The sequence below is a fragment of the Mesorhizobium sp. WSM4989 genome (genome assembly GCF_029625795.1).
Lineage (GTDB): Bacteria > Pseudomonadota > Alphaproteobacteria > Rhizobiales > Rhizobiaceae > Mesorhizobium.
On the sequence record NZ_JARTVN010000003.1, the window covers coordinates 157,544 to 173,410 of the forward strand.

Annotated in this window: 18 protein-coding genes; 7 read left to right on the top strand and 11 right to left on the bottom strand. The window is 64.4% G+C overall.

All coding sequences use genetic code 11. The features are described from left to right. Positions 1 to 58 precede the first annotated feature (58 nt). The 4 genes from P9217_RS25545 to P9217_RS25560 all read left to right on the top strand — a co-directional run bounded on the left by P9217_RS25545 (position 59) and on the right by P9217_RS25560 (position 4,815). The gene (locus tag P9217_RS25545; RefSeq protein WP_278087971.1) at positions 59 to 1,678 is read left to right on the top strand and encodes an NAD(P)/FAD-dependent oxidoreductase; all 1,620 of its coding nucleotides are present in this window, start codon (positions 59 to 61) and stop codon (positions 1,676 to 1,678) included. Then, entirely contained in the window at positions 1,665 to 3,239 is a 1,575-nt protein-coding gene (locus P9217_RS25550) for an NAD(P)/FAD-dependent oxidoreductase (protein ID WP_278087970.1), read from the top strand. Before P9217_RS25545 ends, P9217_RS25550 begins: the two co-directional genes overlap by 14 nt. Positions 3,240 to 3,281: 42 nt before the next feature. Beyond that, positions 3,282 to 4,511: an aminomethyltransferase family protein gene (locus P9217_RS25555; RefSeq protein ID WP_278087969.1), complete on the top strand. Its 1,230-nt coding sequence runs from the start codon at positions 3,282 to 3,284 to the stop codon at positions 4,509 to 4,511. A gap of 82 nt (positions 4,512 to 4,593) precedes the next feature. Continuing rightward, positions 4,594 to 4,815, top strand: coding sequence for a hypothetical protein (locus P9217_RS25560; RefSeq protein ID WP_278088026.1), 222 nt, complete (start codon positions 4,594 to 4,596; stop codon positions 4,813 to 4,815). Positions 4,816 to 4,866: 51 nt separating this feature from the next. Here P9217_RS25560 and P9217_RS25565 read toward each other — a convergent pair whose 3' ends face one another. The 4 genes from P9217_RS25565 to P9217_RS25580 form a co-directional block, all read right to left on the bottom strand. After that, entirely contained in the window at positions 4,867 to 5,925 is a 1,059-nt protein-coding gene (locus tag P9217_RS25565; protein ID WP_278087968.1) for a dipeptidase, read from the bottom strand. Between the two features lie 319 nt (positions 5,926 to 6,244). After that, entirely contained in the window at positions 6,245 to 6,544 is a 300-nt protein-coding gene (locus P9217_RS25570) for a GNAT family N-acetyltransferase (protein ID WP_278087967.1), read from the bottom strand. Further along, positions 6,537 to 7,175, bottom strand: a complete 639-nt coding sequence (locus P9217_RS25575) for an alpha/beta hydrolase (protein ID WP_278087966.1) — start codon at positions 7,173 to 7,175, stop codon at positions 6,537 to 6,539. The genes P9217_RS25570 and P9217_RS25575 overlap by 8 nt, the downstream gene beginning before the upstream one ends. A 4-nt stretch (positions 7,176 to 7,179) precedes the next feature. Then, the gene (locus tag P9217_RS25580; protein ID WP_278053361.1) at positions 7,180 to 8,112 is read right to left on the bottom strand and encodes a VOC family protein; all 933 of its coding nucleotides are present in this window, start codon (positions 8,110 to 8,112) and stop codon (positions 7,180 to 7,182) included. 229 nt (positions 8,113 to 8,341) lie between these two features. Here P9217_RS25580 and P9217_RS25585 point away from each other — a divergent pair, with 229 nt between their 5' ends. Then, positions 8,342 to 9,904: an alkaline phosphatase family protein gene (locus P9217_RS25585; protein WP_278087965.1), complete on the top strand. Its 1,563-nt coding sequence runs from the start codon at positions 8,342 to 8,344 to the stop codon at positions 9,902 to 9,904. 44 nt (positions 9,905 to 9,948) lie between these two features. On the opposite strand, the gene P9217_RS25590 is transcribed toward P9217_RS25585, so the two are convergent. After that, entirely contained in the window at positions 9,949 to 11,331 is a 1,383-nt protein-coding gene (locus P9217_RS25590) for a PRC-barrel domain-containing protein (protein ID WP_278087964.1), read from the bottom strand. Positions 11,332 to 11,570: 239 nt separating this feature from the next. On the opposite strand from P9217_RS25590, the gene P9217_RS25595 reads away from it, so the two are divergent. After that, positions 11,571 to 12,491 carry a diacylglycerol kinase family protein gene (locus P9217_RS25595; RefSeq protein ID WP_095799846.1) on the top strand — a complete coding sequence of 307 codons (921 nt, stop codon included), beginning with the start codon at positions 11,571 to 11,573 and terminating at the stop codon, positions 12,489 to 12,491. Positions 12,492 to 12,511: 20 nt separating this feature from the next. On the opposite strand, the gene P9217_RS25600 is transcribed toward P9217_RS25595, so the two are convergent. The 4 genes from P9217_RS25600 to P9217_RS25615 form a co-directional block, all read right to left on the bottom strand. Beyond that, entirely contained in the window at positions 12,512 to 12,727 is a 216-nt protein-coding gene (locus P9217_RS25600) for a hypothetical protein (protein ID WP_067002134.1), read from the bottom strand. A 120-nt stretch (positions 12,728 to 12,847) separates the two neighbouring features. After that, entirely contained in the window at positions 12,848 to 13,312 is a 465-nt protein-coding gene (locus P9217_RS25605) for a phage holin family protein (protein WP_095799845.1), read from the bottom strand. A 10-nt stretch (positions 13,313 to 13,322) separates the two neighbouring features. Next, entirely contained in the window at positions 13,323 to 13,649 is a 327-nt protein-coding gene (locus P9217_RS25610; protein ID WP_095778215.1) for a DUF883 family protein, read from the bottom strand. 77 nt (positions 13,650 to 13,726) lie between these two features. Beyond that, on the bottom strand, positions 13,727 to 14,488 hold the full coding sequence (locus tag P9217_RS25615) for a Crp/Fnr family transcriptional regulator (RefSeq protein ID WP_095799844.1): 762 nt from the start codon (positions 14,486 to 14,488) through the stop codon (positions 13,727 to 13,729). 198 nt (positions 14,489 to 14,686) lie between these two features. Between P9217_RS25615 and P9217_RS25620 the strand changes: the two genes are divergently transcribed. Next, positions 14,687 to 15,031 (top strand): response regulator, encoded by a 345-nt coding sequence (locus P9217_RS25620; RefSeq protein WP_336618911.1) that lies wholly within the window; start codon positions 14,687 to 14,689, stop codon positions 15,029 to 15,031. Positions 15,032 to 15,062: 31 nt separating this feature from the next. Here the strand turns inward: P9217_RS25620 and P9217_RS25625 are convergent, their stop codons facing one another. Together P9217_RS25625 and P9217_RS25630 are read right to left on the bottom strand one after the other, a co-directional pair. Then, the gene (locus P9217_RS25625; RefSeq protein ID WP_040973662.1) at positions 15,063 to 15,614 is read right to left on the bottom strand and encodes an RNA polymerase sigma factor; all 552 of its coding nucleotides are present in this window, start codon (positions 15,612 to 15,614) and stop codon (positions 15,063 to 15,065) included. Positions 15,615 to 15,617: 3 nt separating this feature from the next. Then, a complete protein-coding gene (locus tag P9217_RS25630; protein ID WP_067319677.1) occupies positions 15,618 to 15,821 on the bottom strand; it encodes a NepR family anti-sigma factor in 204 nt (67 codons plus the stop codon). Between the last annotated feature and the right edge of the window lie 46 nt (positions 15,822 to 15,867).

Genomic DNA, 15,867 nt, shown 5'->3' on the forward strand with positions numbered 1-15,867 from the left:
GCTGATCAGGGAACAAATCGCACCCAACAACGGACGGCCAGAGGGAGGTTGAGCGCACATGAAGGCATGGGACGCGATCGTCATCGGCGGCGGCCACAACGGGCTGGTCAACGCCGGCTATCTGCAACGCGCCGGGCTCGACGTGCTGGTGGTCGAGAAGAACGACTGGGTCGGCGGTGCGGCCACCAGCCGCGAGCTGACGCCGGGTTTTCTCTACTCCAACTGCTCCTATGTCTGCTCGCTGTTCCGGCCCGAGATCATGCGCGATCTGGAGCTGCCGCGCTTCGGCCTGCAGGTGATCTCCTATGAAGGCGGCGCGGTGTTCACGCGCGACGGCGACTATCTCGCCAACTACCGCGACCACGACGCGCATCGCCGCGAATTCGCCCGCTTCTCCAAGCGCGACGCCGAGGCCTACGACCGCTATTCGCGCGACGTCACAAGGCAGTGCCGCTTCATCCAGCCGCTGTTGATGCGCACCGCGCCCGATCCCACCAGCTTCAAGCCGCGCGATCTTGGCGAGCTGCTCTATCTCGGCAAGAAATTCGCCGGTCTCACTGCTGAGGAAATGGCGCTGACCTTGCGCTTCTGGACGATGTCGATCTCCGACTTCCTCGACGAGTATTTCGAGACCGACGTCATCAAGGCGAACTTTGCGCTCTCCGGCATCATCGGCACGGCGCTTGGGCCCATGTCGCCCGGCACGGCCTATGTCCTGCTCCACCACTATATGGGCGAGGTCGATGGCTCGGTGGGCGCCTGGGGCTATGCGCGTGGCGGCATGGGTGCCGTGACCAAGGCGCTCGCCGCCTCATTCAAGGCCTCCGGCGGCACGATCCGCACCGGCGCCGAGGTCGAGCGCGTGCTGATCAGGAACGGCAGGGCCAACGGCGTCGTGCTGGCAGGCGGCGAAGAGATCCACGGCAAGCTCGTCGTCTCAAACGCCGACGTGAAGCGCACCTTCCTGAAGCTGGTCGAGGAGAAGGAGCTGCCCGACATCTTCCTTCGGCGGGTCAGGAACTTCAAGATCCGCGGCTCGTCCGGCAAGGTCAACATCGCGCTGGATTCACTTCCCCAATTCCCGGCTCTGCCGAAGGATTCGCCGGTCTATCGCGCCGACATGCACTTCACCGATTCAATCGAGCGCATGGAGCGCGCCTATGACGACTGGAAGGCCGGGCGCTGGTCGGCCGATCCCTTCCTCGACATGGTGATCCCGACCACACTCGACCCGACCATGGCGCCGCCGGGAAAACATTTCATGAGCTGCTTCGTGCAATACGCGCCGCCCAAAATTGGCGGCCGAGACTGGACGGACGCCGACCGCGACGGCTTCGCCGAGAGCGTGGTTGCGCAGATCGCCGAATATTCGCCCGGCTTCCGCGACCGCATCGTCCATATGGAGGTGCGCACGCCGCGCGAGATCGAGGCCGAGGTCGGGCTCACCGAAGGCAACATCTTCCAAGGCGAACTGACCTTCGACCAGCTGCTGTTCAATCGCCCGGTGCCGGGCTACGCGCAATACCGTTCGCCGGTCGGCGGGCTCTATATGTGCGGTTCCTCCGCGCATCCGGGCGGCGGCGTCATGGGCGCGCCCGGACGCAACGCCGCCGCCGAGATCCTGCGCGATCTCGCCAAGCCAACCCTGCATATGAGCCCGGCCCATGACGTCATCTGAAACGAATTGGGACGCGATCGTCATCGGCGGCGGGCACAACGGCCTGGTCGCCGCCGCCACGCTGGCGAAATCGGGACGCAAGGTGCTGCTGCTCGAGGCCGGCAAGGAGGTCGGCGGCGCGGCGCGCACCGAGGAATTCGCGCCGGGGTTTCGCGTCTCCTCGGTCGCTCATCTGCTCAACCGCCTGCATCCCGATGTGGTGAAGACGCTGGAGCTCGAGCGCCACGGGCTGAAGATCGAGCGCGGCGATTTGGTGCCGTCGATCGCATTGTCGAAAGACGGCCCGCTGGTGCTGCACGGCGCCTATGGCGAGGCGCTGACGGGCGCCAGCCCGTCGGAGCAGTCGGCTTGGCGCGACCTGCGCGCGCAGCTGTTGCGCTACGCCGGCGTGCTGAAACCCTTCCTGTCGCGCCGCCCGCCGGACCTCGCCGGCATGTCGCTCGCCGAAATGACCGGGCTCGGCCAGACGGCGCTGGCGCTGAAAAAGCTCGGCAAGGAGGATATGCGCGACTTCCTGCGCGTGCTCTTGATGAACGTCTACGACTTGCTCGACGAGCAGCTTTCCGACGACAGGCTGAAAGGCCTGCTCGCTTTCGACGCGACACTGGGCTGCCATCTCGGTCCGCGCTCGCCGACATCGCTGCTCGGCCTCTACTATCGGCTCGCTGGCGAGATCGGCGGGCTCGCCGGCGCGCAGATACAGCCCAAGGGTGGCATGGGCGCGGTCGTTGCCGCCATCCGCTCGGCGGCCGAGCAAGCGGGGGTTTCGATCCGTCTGGCTTCGCCGGTCGCCAAGGTCGTCGTCGAGAAGGGCCGCGCCGTCGGTGTCGTCACGCAGGGCGGCGAAGCGCTGCGCGCAAAAGCCGTCGTCTCGGCCATCAATCCCGCAACCACGATCCTCGATCTGGCCGGGCCGCGCGAGGTCGACACCGGTTTCGTGCGCAAGATGAAGAACATCCGCATGAAGGGCGATGCGGCGAAGCTTCATCTCGCGCTCGACCGGCCGCCGCAATTTGCCGGCGTCGACGCCGCTGGCCACAAGGGCCGACTCGTCATCGCGCCTTCGCCGGACCATGTCGAGGGCGCCTTCAACCCGTCGAAATATGGCGAGTTCTCGCCCGAGCCGGTGATGGAGATCACGCTGCCCAGCCTGGTCGATCCTTCGCTGGCACCCTCCGGCGCCTGCGTGCTGTCCGCGGTGGTGCAGTACGCGCCCTATGCGCTGAAACAGGGCTGGACCGCCGGCAAGCCGCAATTCCTCAAGGCGATCATGGCGCAGCTCGAAGCCTATGCGCCTGGCATCGGCGCCACGGTGCGTCATGCCGAGTTGCTGACTCCGGCCGACATCGAGGCACGCTACCGCATGCCCGGCGGTCACTGGCACCACGGCGAGTTGCAGGCCGACCAGATGCTGATGTCGCGGCCCATCTCCGGCTGGTCGGGCTACGACACGCCGCTCGAAGGGCTATTCCTTGCCGGCGCCGGCTCGCATCCCGGCGGCGGCATCTCCGGCGCCCCCGGCCTCAACGCCGCACGCCGCATCATCGCGATAAGGGCATGAGATGATTTCGCCATTCACAAACGCAGCGCTCTACGGGCCGACATGAACCGTCATGTGAAAATCAATTCCGCTCGCACCCTTGCGCAATCCCACTTCCGCACGCTTCGGCTTGGCACACCTTTCCAGCCGCGCATCGACGCGCTGGCGCTGACAAACGACTGGTACAATTGGGCCGGCTACCGCGCGCCGCATTCGCTCTGGGACGAGGAGCTGGAATATTTTGCCATTCGCAGCCAGGCGGCACTCTTCGACATCTCGCCGATGACGAAATACCGGATCGAGGGTCCGGACGCTGAAGCCTATCTCGACCGTGTGACGCTGCGCGACGTGACTAGGCTGAAGCCGGGCCGCGTCCACTACACCGCCTGGTGCGACGACGAGGGTTCCGTCCTCGATGACGGCACGCTGTTCCGGCTGTCGCCGACGCGCTTTCGGCTGTGCTCGCAGGAGCGGCATCTGCCCTGGCTGCTCGACAGTGCCATCGGCTATCAGGTGAGCGTCGAGGAAGAAACCGAAGCGGTCGCCGGGCTCGCGCTGCAAGGCCCAACCTCCTTCGCCATCCTGCGCGACGCCGGCTTTGCCGGCATCGAGCGGCTGAAGGTTTTCGACCTCGCCGACTTCGCGCATGACGGCGCTGCCGTCACCGTCTCGCGCACCGGCTTCACCGGCGATCTCGGCTACGAGCTGTTCGTGCCGGCGGACAAGGCGTTGAGCCTATGGGACCGGCTGATGGCGGCGGGCGAGGTGCGCGGCATCCGCGCCATCGGCTACACGGCGCTGAACCGGGCGCGGCTCGAAGCCGGGCTGATCGTCGCCAATGCCGACTTCACCACTGCCGAGCACGCCATCCGTGCCGACCGCCTGCGCATGCCGGACGAGATCGGCCTCGGCTTCATGGTCGATCCGGACAAAGGCCACTTCAACGGCCGCCGCCCCATCTTCGAAGCGCGGGCGAAGAAGCAGCTGCGCCATGTGCTGGTCGGGCTGGAGATCGAAGGCAACCTCCCGGCCGAGCACGCCATCGTCTACTGGAAGAAGAGCCGGGAGGTTGGGCTCGTCAGCGCGGCGATGTGGTCGCCCATGGCCAAGCGCAACATCGCCATCGCCTCCTTGCAACGGCCTTATGGCGATACGGTCGTCGACGACCTCTGGGTCGAGATCTACGCCTTGCGCGAGCTGCGATACCAGAAGCTGATGAAGCGGGCGAAAGTAGTGCCGCGGCCGTTCATCAAGCTCGATCGCCGCACCGCCAACCCGCCGGCGGACTTTTGACGTGGAAGGGGATGCGGACAGGCTGGACGCGGAGGCGGAAGCGGCCGAGCAGTGGCAGCTGGTCAACACGCCGCTCGGCGAGATGTGGTCCGGCCGCACCCGCTATGCGGCGGCGATGTTCTTCTTCAAGCGCGGCGAGATGGATGCCGAGACGCTGGAAGTCTACCGCATCTGCGCCCGGCTCGACCATGAAGACCCCTTGCCGATCATCCGCGACCGCGGTGTCGGCAAGGAATGGCTAAAGCGCTTGGGTGCGTCAGCCCGCAGCGCGACGGAGCTGCGCTCCTGCTTCGCCCTAAGATGACGACGTTGGGGGAGCGTTCTGGCCCAATTCCGAACGTCCAAGATTGTCACTTTATCCGATCGTCCTTTCAAGGACACGCAGCCAGTTCCGAAAAGCGATCTTCTCGATCAGCGCGCGCCCGAAGCCGCGAGCGGCGAGCGCGTCGAGGAGCTTCGGCAGGCCTGCCACGTCGCCGATCACCGCCGGGATCATGGCACCGTCGAAATCGGATCCGAGACCCACACCGTCCTCGCCCAGCGCCTGCAACAGCGACTCGATGTGGCGCAGCATGATGTCGAGGCTGGTGTCGGCATTCATACGGCCGTCCTCGCGTAGGAAGCCGGTGGCGAAGTTCAGGCCCACCATGCCGCCCGTTTCGCGGATCGCGCCGAGCTGCCAGTCGGTGAGGTTGCGCGAATGGCCGCAGATCGCATGCACGTTGGAGTGGGTCGCGACCAGCGGCGCATCGCTGAGCGCGGCGACATCGCGAAAACCCTTCTCGTTGAGATGCGAGAGGTCGATCATGATCCTGAGCCGGTTGCACGCCTTGACCAGCGCCTTGCCGGCGTCGGTCAGGCCCGGCCCGGTATCGGGCGACGAGGGAAAGCGGAACGGGACGCCGTTGCCGAAGGCGTTCGGCCGGCTCCAGACGATCCCCAGCGAGCGGAGCCCGGCGGCATGGAGCACGTCGAGCATGGCAAGCTCGGGATCGATCGCCTCGACGCCTTCGATATGGAACACCGCGGCGAGCGAGCCATTCGCCATCGCCTCGCGCACATCACCGGCGCTGCGGCAGACGGTGAGCGCGCCGGCGCGCTCCAGCCTGAACAGGATCGAGGCCATGCCGATGGTCGAAGTGACCGCCTCGGCGCGCGGCAGTTCCGGTGGCAGTGGTTCATTGTCGCTCGGCGCCGGCGGCACGGCGCTGCGCTTGGTCTTTTCGATCGGCGGCGGAAAGATCGCGAACATGCCGCCGGCAAAACCGCCCTTTTTTGCGCGCGGCATGTCGATGTGACCGCCCGGCGTGCCCTCGATGAACAGCTTTTCGACATCCGCTTCGTTCGACTGGTAGAGCCTCAGCAGCGTGTCGTTGTGGCCGTCGAAAACGGGAATGAGGTCGGATTCGGTCATCAGGCCATTCGCTTTTTGAGGTGGCGGATCAGGGCGGGAGAATCTCAGGTGATCTGTCTAATTAGGCAAGATGGCCGAACTGCGCAAATGCCAGACGCGTGTTCGCATTTATGGCTGGGCGGCTCTCTTCCTTCTCCCCTTACGGGCTCCGAAGGACGGGGCGAGACGCGTCGCTCGCCCCCGGGCGGTGGATCGGCGCGCAGCGCCGAGACGGTTTAGGGCGCTGCAGCGGAGTGAGACGTCGGTTTTCCCCCGGAACTCCCCTCATCCGTCGCCTTCGGCGACACCTTCTCCCACAAGGGAGAAGGGAGCGCCGCGCTTACCGCTTCAGCACGTCGGCCCATTCCGGATGGCGGCGGAACTGGGCGTTGGCGAAGGGGCAGAGCGGGATTATCTTCTTGCCCGCCGCGCGCGCGTCCTCGACGGCGCGGGTTACCAGGCGAAGCCCGGCGCCCTGGCCGCGAAAGACATCCGGCACCTCGGTGTGATCGATGATGAGCTGGTGCTCGCCGATCTTGGTGAAGGTCATTTCGGCCTCGGCGCCGCCCGGTCCGCGCAGCAGGTAGCGACCCTTGGAGTCGCGATCTTCCAGTTCAATCTCGGGCAGTTGGTCAGCCATTTTTTGCGCCTCCTTCGCTGGCGGGCGTGAGGGCGAACAGCCGCCGCGCGGCTTCGATTTCATTCGGCCGCACCTCGTGCCCGCCGTCGTGCCATTCCACTGTGACATTGGCCCCGTCGGCGCGCAAATAGGCCTCCAGCCGCGTTGTCAGGTTCGGCGGGCAGATCGGGTCGCGCCTGCCGGCCGTGATCAGGATGCGGCGCCCGGCAAGGCTGCCCTGCACCTGCGGCTCGAACGGGATCAGCGGATGCATCAGCGCCGCGGCATCGAACAGTCCTGGCTCGGCGAACACCACCGAGGCCAGGATGTTGGCGCCGTTGGAATAGCCGAGGCCGAACACTGCCGAGGGCTTTGCCGCCTCGACATGCGCCTTGACGAAGCCGGCCATCTTGGCCGTCGCCCGCGCGAGGTCGTCCATGTCGTAGACGCCTTCGCCGGTGCGGCGGAAGAAACGGGCGGCACCTTGCTCCGACACATCGCCGCGCGGCGAGACTAACGTCGCCGAAGGCGCGAGCTCGCGACCGAAGGACAGAAGCTGGTTCTCGTCAGCTCCGGTGCCGTGGAAGACGAACAACAGCGCGCTGCCCGGCGAACCGGGCAGCACTTTGTGGATGTAGGCGTCCTTGCTCATGGCGTCAGTCTTCCAGCTTCTGGAGATGCTGTTCGAGATAGGGTCTCAGATGCTGATGCTGCGTCGGCAGCTTCAGCGCCTCGCCGAGATGCGCGGTGTCCTCGTCGCGGTTGAAGCCCGGCTCGTTGGTCGACACCTCGAACAGCACGCCGCCCGGCGTGCGGAAATAGATCGCCCAGAAATAGTCGCGATCGATGACCGGCGTCACGCCGTAACCCGTGTCGACAAGTGCCTTGCGCACTTCGAGCTGCCGCGCGCGATTCTCGACCGCGAAGGCGACATGGTGCACCGAGCCGGCGCCGAGATTGGCAAAGCCGGCGCCCGGCAGCGATTCGATGTCGACGACGTCGGCGCCGTTGCCGTTCTTGATCGCCATCCGGCGGACGTTGCCGGACTTGTCGACCTCTTCATAGCCCATGAACTTCAGCAGCTCCTCGGTGGCGCCGCCGTCCTTCAGTCTCAGCGCGACCGAGTGGAAGCCGCGAATCGCCTCATCGACGGGGACGCCGCCCTTCACCCAGGGCGCTCTGCCGTCGGCCTTGTCTTCGACCAGCGCAAAACTGTCGCCGTCGGGGCCCGTGAAGGCAAGCCGCTTCTCGCCGAAGCTTTCGCTGCGGCCAACACCGCTGACGCCCTCGTCGGCGAAGCGCTTTTCCCAATAGCCGAGCGTGCCTTCCGGCACTGAGAAGACGGTGGTGCCGACCTCACCCACCCCATGCCGGCCCTTGCCGATGTCGGGGAACGGGAAATAGGTCATCACCGAGCCCGGCGTGCCGAACTCGTCGGCATAGTAGAGGTGATAGACGTCCGGTGCGTCGAAATTGACGGTCTTCTTCACCCGGCGCAGGCCGAGCTTCTTGGTAAAGAACTCATTGTTGCGGCGCGCATCGCTTGCCATCGAGGTAACGTGATGCAGGCCCTTGATCTGATTGAGCATGGTCTTGCTCCTTCCCTATCCTTGCTGCGGCCCTTGCCGCTGTCCACCGCAATATGAGGATAGCGCCTGGCCCGGCAAAGCGACCAAACTCAGAATGGACTGTATCACAAAAGTGAACGGCCAGAAGACCGATGTTCACCAATTGATGAAGCTGCCTCCTTGCGCCGATCGGGAAATTCGGCTCCATGAGCGGGCGCACCGTCTTGAGGAGAAGAGTTTGGACAACCGAGTGAGTCGCCCGAATGTTCTTCTCATCACCTGCGACCAGTGGCGCGGCGATTGTCTGTCGGCGGCGGGACATCCGGTGGTGAAAACGCCGCATGTGGATGCGCTCGCGGCCGAGGGCGTGCTGTTCCGGCGCCACTACGGTGGAGCGGCGCCCTGCTCGCCGGCGCGCGCCTGCCTCTACACCGGCCTCTATCAGATGAACAACCGGGTCTGCCGCAACGGCTCGCCGCTCGACGCCCGCCACGGTAACATCGCGCTTTCCGCACGCGCGGTGGGTTATGACCCCACGCTGTTCGGTTATACCGATGTCGCGCCGGATCCGCGCCGGCTTGCGGCCGACGATCCGCGGCTGAGGAGTTATGAAGGCGTGCTGCCCGGCTTCAGCGTCCGGCAGTTGCTGCCCGAACATCAGAAGCAGTGGCTGTCCTGGCTGCGGACGCAAGGCATCGACACGAGCACCGGGATATCGGGCATCCATCGTCCGGCTGGCAAGCAGGGCAAGGTCGGCGATGATGTAAGCAACGCGCCGCCGGTCTATTCGAAGGACCAGACGCCGGCGGCTTTCCTGGCCGGCGAATTCATCCGCTGGCTTGGCGAACAGGAGCAGGCGGCGCCGTGGTTCGGGCACATCTCCTTCATCAGCCCGCACCCGCCTTTCATCGTGCCGCAGCCCTACAACACCATGTACGACCCGGCCGACGGCCCCGCTTTCCGCCGCGCGGCGAACTGGCAGGCCGAGGCGCAAAGCCACCCCTACCTCGCATACGATCTTGGCCTGCAGAAGCGGACGAAGTTCGTTCCCGGCGCCGAGGGCAAGGTGCGGGATTGGAGCGAGGAGAATTTCCGCCGGATCCGTGCGCTTTACTACGGCATGATCTCCGAGCTCGACGCGCAGCTCGGCCGCATCTGGGAAGCGCTGAAGGCGGCCGGCAGTTGGGATGACACTGTGGTTGTGCTCACCTCCGACCATGCCGAGATGATGGGCGACCACTTCATGCTTGGCAAAGGCGGCTTCTTCGACGCCAGCTACCACATTCCGCTGATCGTGCGCGATCCGCGCCGGACAAATGCGGCCGGCGCTTCCATCGATCGTTTCACCGAGGCGGTGGACGTCTTCCCGACCTTGCTCGACCTCATCGGCGCAGCACCCGAACCGCACCTCGACGGCAGGTCGCTGGCGTCCTGGCTCGACGGCGAGGAGCCGGCCGACTGGCGCGACGCGGCGCACTGGGAATTCGATTTCCGCTCGGTCGCCGACGGCGAAGCCGAGCGGCATTTCGGCATCGGATCACGCGACTGCAACCTTGCCGTCCTTCGCACCGAGGCTTTCAAATATGTCCATTTCGGCGGCGGCCTGCCGCCGCTTCTCTTCGACCTGGCTAGCGATCCAGACGAGTTGAGCAACGTCGCGCACGACCCCGCCTATCTGCCGGTGCGCGTGGAACTCGCCGAGAAGATGCTCACCTGGCGCGCCAACCATCTCGACCAATCACTCGCGCTGGCGGAGCTGACAAAGGACGGAGTGGCCGGCCACGTGAGCAAGACAGCAGGCAGCAGGGAATAGCGAAACGCGTATTCCCTGCTGCCTGCTGCCCGCTGCCTGGTCCCTTACTGCAGGACCATCCTCTGCTTGTCGCGGTTTGCGGCATAGGAGCTCTTGTCGTAGGCTGCCTGCGCCTCCAACTGCTCCTTGGTGAAGTTGGTGTAGAGATACTTGTTGCCGTCCTTGTCGGTCATGAACTTCAGCTTATCCATGCCGAGGGCGACTTCCTTCTCGCCGATGCCGAGGAAACCGCCGACATCGATAACCACCGCATCCGGCTTGTTGTCGGGCGTCAGCACGACATCGCCAATCTCGCCGATCTCGACATCGTTGGCGCCGTATACCGTGGTGCCCTTCAGGTCGTCGACTCTGATGTTGCCCATCGGCATTTCGTTCAACGTCGATTTGTCGATCGAGGCTGTCTTGGTCGTGTCGGTGGCGGCTGTGCCGGTATCGGCCGGCTTGTTCTCAGCCGTCGTATTCGCAGCCGGCGCCGCGGGCTTGGTCTCAGCCGTCGTCTGGGCCGGCTGAGCCGGTTTGGCCTCCTTGTCGGCCGTGGTGTCGGACGAGGTCACGGCAGGGGTGGTAGTTGCCGGAGCAGTGTTCGAAGCCGTGGTGGCTGCGGCCGGCGCCGGATCATAAGCCTTGCGGTTGAAGTCCGGCTGGGCCTCCAGTTCTTCCTTCGTCGTCTCGGCGATCAACCAGCGATCGCCATTCTTCTCCGCCCATTTGGCCTTGGCGAAGTCGAAGGTAACATTCTTCTCGCCAATGCCCAGGAAGCCGCCGACGCCGATCACGAGGGATTCGGCCTTGCCGTCCTTGGCAAGAACGATGTCGTTGACGTCGCCGATCTTTTGGGCGTCGTCGGCGGTGCCGTTATAGACCGACTCGCCCATGATGTTGGTGGCGAGATTGCCTTCAGCCTTCTCTACCGGCTGGGCCGGCTGAGCGGGCGCTTGCGCCGTTCCGGTGTCGGTGGTCGCTGGCTGCGTGGCATCGGTCGTTTGCGCCGGGGCCAGATCATAGGCCTTGCGATCGAAGGCCGCCTGCGCGTTCAGCTCGTCTTTGGTCGTCTTCGCTACGAGCCAGCGGTCGCCGTTCTTCTCGGCCCATTCCAGCTTGTTGTAATCGAAGGCGACATCCTTGGTGCCGACGCCAAGAAAGCCGCCGACGCCGATGATGACGGATTTTACGTTGCCGCTTGCATCGAAAACGACGTCGTCGACCTTGCCGATGTCTTCGGCATCGTCGCCGGTCCCATTATAGACGGATTCACCGATGATATTGGTCATCAGCGCCCCGTCTGCACGTACTACTGGAGCTTGGGTCTCGGCGGCGGGCGCGGGGGTTTCGGGCGCCTGCGCCGGTGCAGGCGTTGTGTTCTGCGCAAAGGCCCCGGTTGCTAGGAGGGTTGCAAGCGCGGTCGTTGCAAAAAGAGTGCGGATCATGATCGTCTCTCCTCGTGCCTGATTTCCTACGCGCCGCGTTCGCGGCCTCGCACAACGCAAGGGCGAGCGCGGCAATATTCCACGATTTCACAACGTCGTGAGGGGAGCCTTGTTCCAAACGGCGCCCGTCCACGGCGCTTGACTTGCTCCCTGACGCGGAACCTTCGGCGGCCCCTTTCCGTTTCAGCCTCCGGCTGAGAGCTCGTTTTTGGCCTAACAATAGCAGGACGGAGAGGGGCATGCGGTTTGCTGCGGTGCTGAACAAGGACGGGGGCACCCTGCGCACGACCGATGTTGCAGCCTTTGCCGACCGGGTCCGCGAGCTTCTGGAAGCGGCTGGCCATTCGGTTCAGATCGACATCGTTGCGGGCGGCGAAATCGCTACGGCTTTGGAAAAGGCCATAGCCAGGCGCAACGTCGATGTCGTGCTCGCCGGAGGCGGCGACGGAACGGTGTCCACCGCCGCCTCGCTTCTGATGAACAAGAAGAAGGCGTTGGCCATATTGCCGGCTGGTACGATGAACCTTTTCGCGCGCAGCCTTGGCATCCCCCAGACACTGGAAGCCGCCTTGAAGGCCTTTACCGACGGCGAGGTCAAGGCGGTCGATATGGCGACCGCGAATGGCCGTCCCTTCGTGCATCAATTTTCAATCGGCATGCATGCCAGAATGGTCCAGCTCCGCGAGAAGATGGATTTTGGCTCGCGGCTGGGAAAGATGCGGGCGTCGGTTCGCGCCGCATGGGCAACGATCAAGAACCCGCGCACCCTCAAGGTGACCTTGACCATCGGCAAGACCGACATCATCACCCGCGCGACCGGAATTGGCATCAGCAACAACCTGTTCGGCGAGGGTCATCTGCCTTATGCGGACAATCCGGCCGGCGGCGTGCTTGGCATCTACGTCAGCGTTGCGCGCCGGCGCCGTGACTTGGTAAAATTGCTGCTTGCCATGCTGCGCGGCCGGTGGCGCCAAAGCGAACATGTCGAGATCCACCAGGCTGACAAGGCCGTGCTGAAAATTCATTCCTCGCCGACAAAGTTCAAGGCGGTGATGGACGGAGAGTTGGTCAAGCTGGAACGCGAAACCACGGTCGAAATCCATCCAGCGACCCTTAACGTGCTGGTCCCTAGAAGCAGCGCGCAGGCAAAGGCAGCCTGAATGGAGCCAAGACTCCAAAACTACTGCGTTTGACCGCTGGGAGCAGGCGCCTGCTCGGTCCCTGGAGGTTGTGGGACGTGCTGCTGCTCGGTGCTCGGCTCTTTGATCAGCACGCCATAAATCTCGGCTACGCCCCAGGCGATGAATACCAGCAGCAGCCCGGCGACGAGAATCCTGAGCGCATGCCAGCCCCAATGCCCCTGGCGGGCTTCGTTTTCAGGAACGGTCTTGGGCATGGTCGGTCTCCAGGTGTGGGGGCGGGCACGCCGAGCACGGCATGGTCGGGTAACGGACCCTTTCCGCGAAAGTTCCCAATCATCCGGCAACGGTCGGCCGCCTCGACCGGCTTGCCGCGCCTATGGCGTTTCGCTGCGATCCTTTTCTCGAGGCCCAGCCTTCACGTTCTCGCGGTAGATGGCGTAGGCGGCGAGCGCGATCGCGGGCGCGAGAAGCGTGCCCAGGCCGCCCTTGCTTTTCGCGAGCGCCGGGAGCAACGCGAGCGCCGCGGTTACGCCAACCGCCGTCATGTCGGTCTTTCGCCTTCGCGCGCGCCGCCGCGCCCGCATGCTGGTTGTCAACTTGTGGATCACGACAATCAGCCCGGCGATCACCAGGAAGCCGATGCCGAAGCCGAGGCTGGTCGCTAGCGGCCCGTAGCGCGCCGCCAGCCAGATATAGGCCGCGCCGATGAGGAAACCGACGCCGCACAGGGCAAAAACACCGGCAAGTCCGTAGAGGATTGCGGTCAGCCGCGCTCTTTGCAAGGCCGCCACCGCCTCGCCGGAAGCAAGGCCGGAAATAAGCGAAACCAGCGTCCCCATTTGAGGGCTGCTAGCGGCGCGACAGCAGCGCGAACAGGAAACCTACTCCCGCCGCAATCGCCAGCGACGTCACCGGCTTTTCGCGAACGCTGGCTATCAACTGCGCTTCCAAATCCTGAGCGCTTCCGCGCATGCTTTCGAACGCTGCCTCGCCGTGCGCGCGCAGCTGCTCGACGCCTTCGGCGGCCGCGCGGCGCGCTGCCCCGTAACTGTCGTCCCGGGTCTTGGCCAATTGCCTGGTGAGCTCTTCGATATCGGCCTTCAACTGCCGGATGTCGGCTTCGAGGTCGGCGCTGGGGGGAGTGTCTGTTGCGGATCTGCCTGCGGCGGTCGCCATTGCGTAACTCCTTATGTTTGCTTCCATTTCAACGCTTGGCCGAGACCGGGGTTCCGTTCTGCCGGTCCGGCTCGTCGTCAGATCAGCGGTCTGCGCTCCTCACCCAAACCTTGCCAGCCGGCCAACTCCGTCAGCCCCTCATGGCTGAGAACCTCGCAACCACCGTCACGCCAAATGATCAGCTTACGGTCCATCAGCTTGCGGATCGTCTTGTTGGTATGCACCAGCGAAAGGCCGAGCGTATCGGCGATATGCTGCTGCGTGATCGGGATCTGCACCGGCCGCTTGCCGTTCAGGCCCGCCCCCCGGGCACGGCTGGAGATGAAGGCGACAAGATAGGCGGTGCGCTCAAGCGCGGAACGGCGACCGATGCTCAGCAGGTTTTCATCGAGCATGCGCTCCTCGCGCGACGCCATCCAGGTGATGTCATAGGCCAGGCCCGGGTAGTTGCGGTAAAGCTCGTGCAATTGGTCGCGCTCGAAGACGCACAGCAGCATCGGCGACAAGGCCTCGACGGAATGCTGCATCTCGCCCATTAGGCTGCCTTGCAGGCCGATGAGATCGCCGGGCATGGAATAGTTGAGGATTTGCCGCCGCCCGTCGGGCAACAGCTTGTAGCGGAATGCCCAGCCTGAAAGTATGGTGTAGAGATGCGCGCTGTGGCTGCCTTCGACCAGCACGGTCGCCCCCTTGTCGACCGCAAGCTCTCCTTTCTTGAAGCCGCTGACGAACAACAGCTCCTGGCTCTCGAATTCGCGAAAGACTGGCAGCGGCCGCAGCGGGCATTTGCCGCAAGGATATTGGCGGGTGGCAAGGGAATATGCGCTCTGGCCGGACATTTCGACCCCTCTTCGAAACCCCTGCCCCGATCGGGCGAATACAAACGCTTCACCCGGACCGAGGTTCCGCCGCTCACGCAATGCATCGCCGGTCATGTCTTTTTTAAATGACAGAGCGCCGAATACCGCGCATGACTGCAGCCTTATAGGAGTCGCCGCCACGTGCCCCCATTGCTAGACGGATTGCGTATCCTGGTCTTGGAAGACGAATTCCTGATAGCGATGGATGTCGAGCAACTATGCCGCGACCAAGGGGCCGCCGAGGTCACGATTGTTGGCGACCTGGCTGAAATCGACCTGCGGGATGGGTTTTCCTGGTTCGACGCCGCTATCGTCGACCTGATGCTCGGCGGCACCTCGACACTCGACTTCGCCGAGCGGCTGCGCAGCGCAGGCATTCCATTCGTCTTCGCGTCCGGCTACTCCGACGCCGAGGATCTCGAAGGCTCTTTTCCCGAGATTAAGCTGGTCACCAAGCCCTACTCGGGAGACGATCTGATCCAGGCCCTGGCGCTCGCCTGCAGGCGCGCGAAAGCGGCGTGACGACGTAGCGTCGAAGAGCCGGAGGTCCGTGTCAGGCGGCGTTTGATCCTGTCACCTGCGCCGAGATCGCGTCGGGGCCGTATTCGTCCTCGCCAGAAATCTTCAGGATGTCCTGCAGCCGGGCGCGCGCGCGGCTGACCCGGCTCTTGATCGTGCCCACCGCGCAGCCGCAGATCTCCGCCGCCTCTTCGTAGGAAAAGCCGGACGCGCCGATCAGGATGATCGCTTCGCGCTGATCCTCCGGCAGCTGCTCCAGCGCGCCGCGAAAATCCTTGAGATCGAGCTGGCCATGCTGGGCCGGGTGGACGGCGAGCCTGGCGGTCATGATGCCGTCGCTGTCCTGCACCTCGCGACCGCGCTTGCGCATCTGCGAATAGAATTCGTTGCGCAGGATGGTGAACAGCCAGGCCTTGAGGTTGGTGCCCGGCTGGAAACTCTCATGTTTGTCCCACGCCTTGACCAGGGTTTCCTGGACGAGGTCGTCCGCCTTGTCGGCATTCTGCGTCAGCGACACCGCAAAGGCGCGCAGGCTTGGGATCGCGCCGAGCAGCTCGGTCTTGAAGCTCTGGGAGACCGCCGCCATGTCTCAGTCCTTTTTCTCGGCGGGTTCGGCCTTTTCCAGCTGGCTGAGCAACTGAGCGAATCGATCCGGCACCTGATCGGAGACCAGCTCGTCGTAATATTGCTTGAGTTTGCGGGCGATTTCGGAGTTCGGTCCGAGCGGACTGCTACCCCCGTTCCGGTGCCTGCTCGGGGCGCCAGTTACTGCATTCTTTGACATTTCTTTCATGTTTGCCCTAAGTCCCAGCACCTGAAACCGCTTTAAAACCATAGAT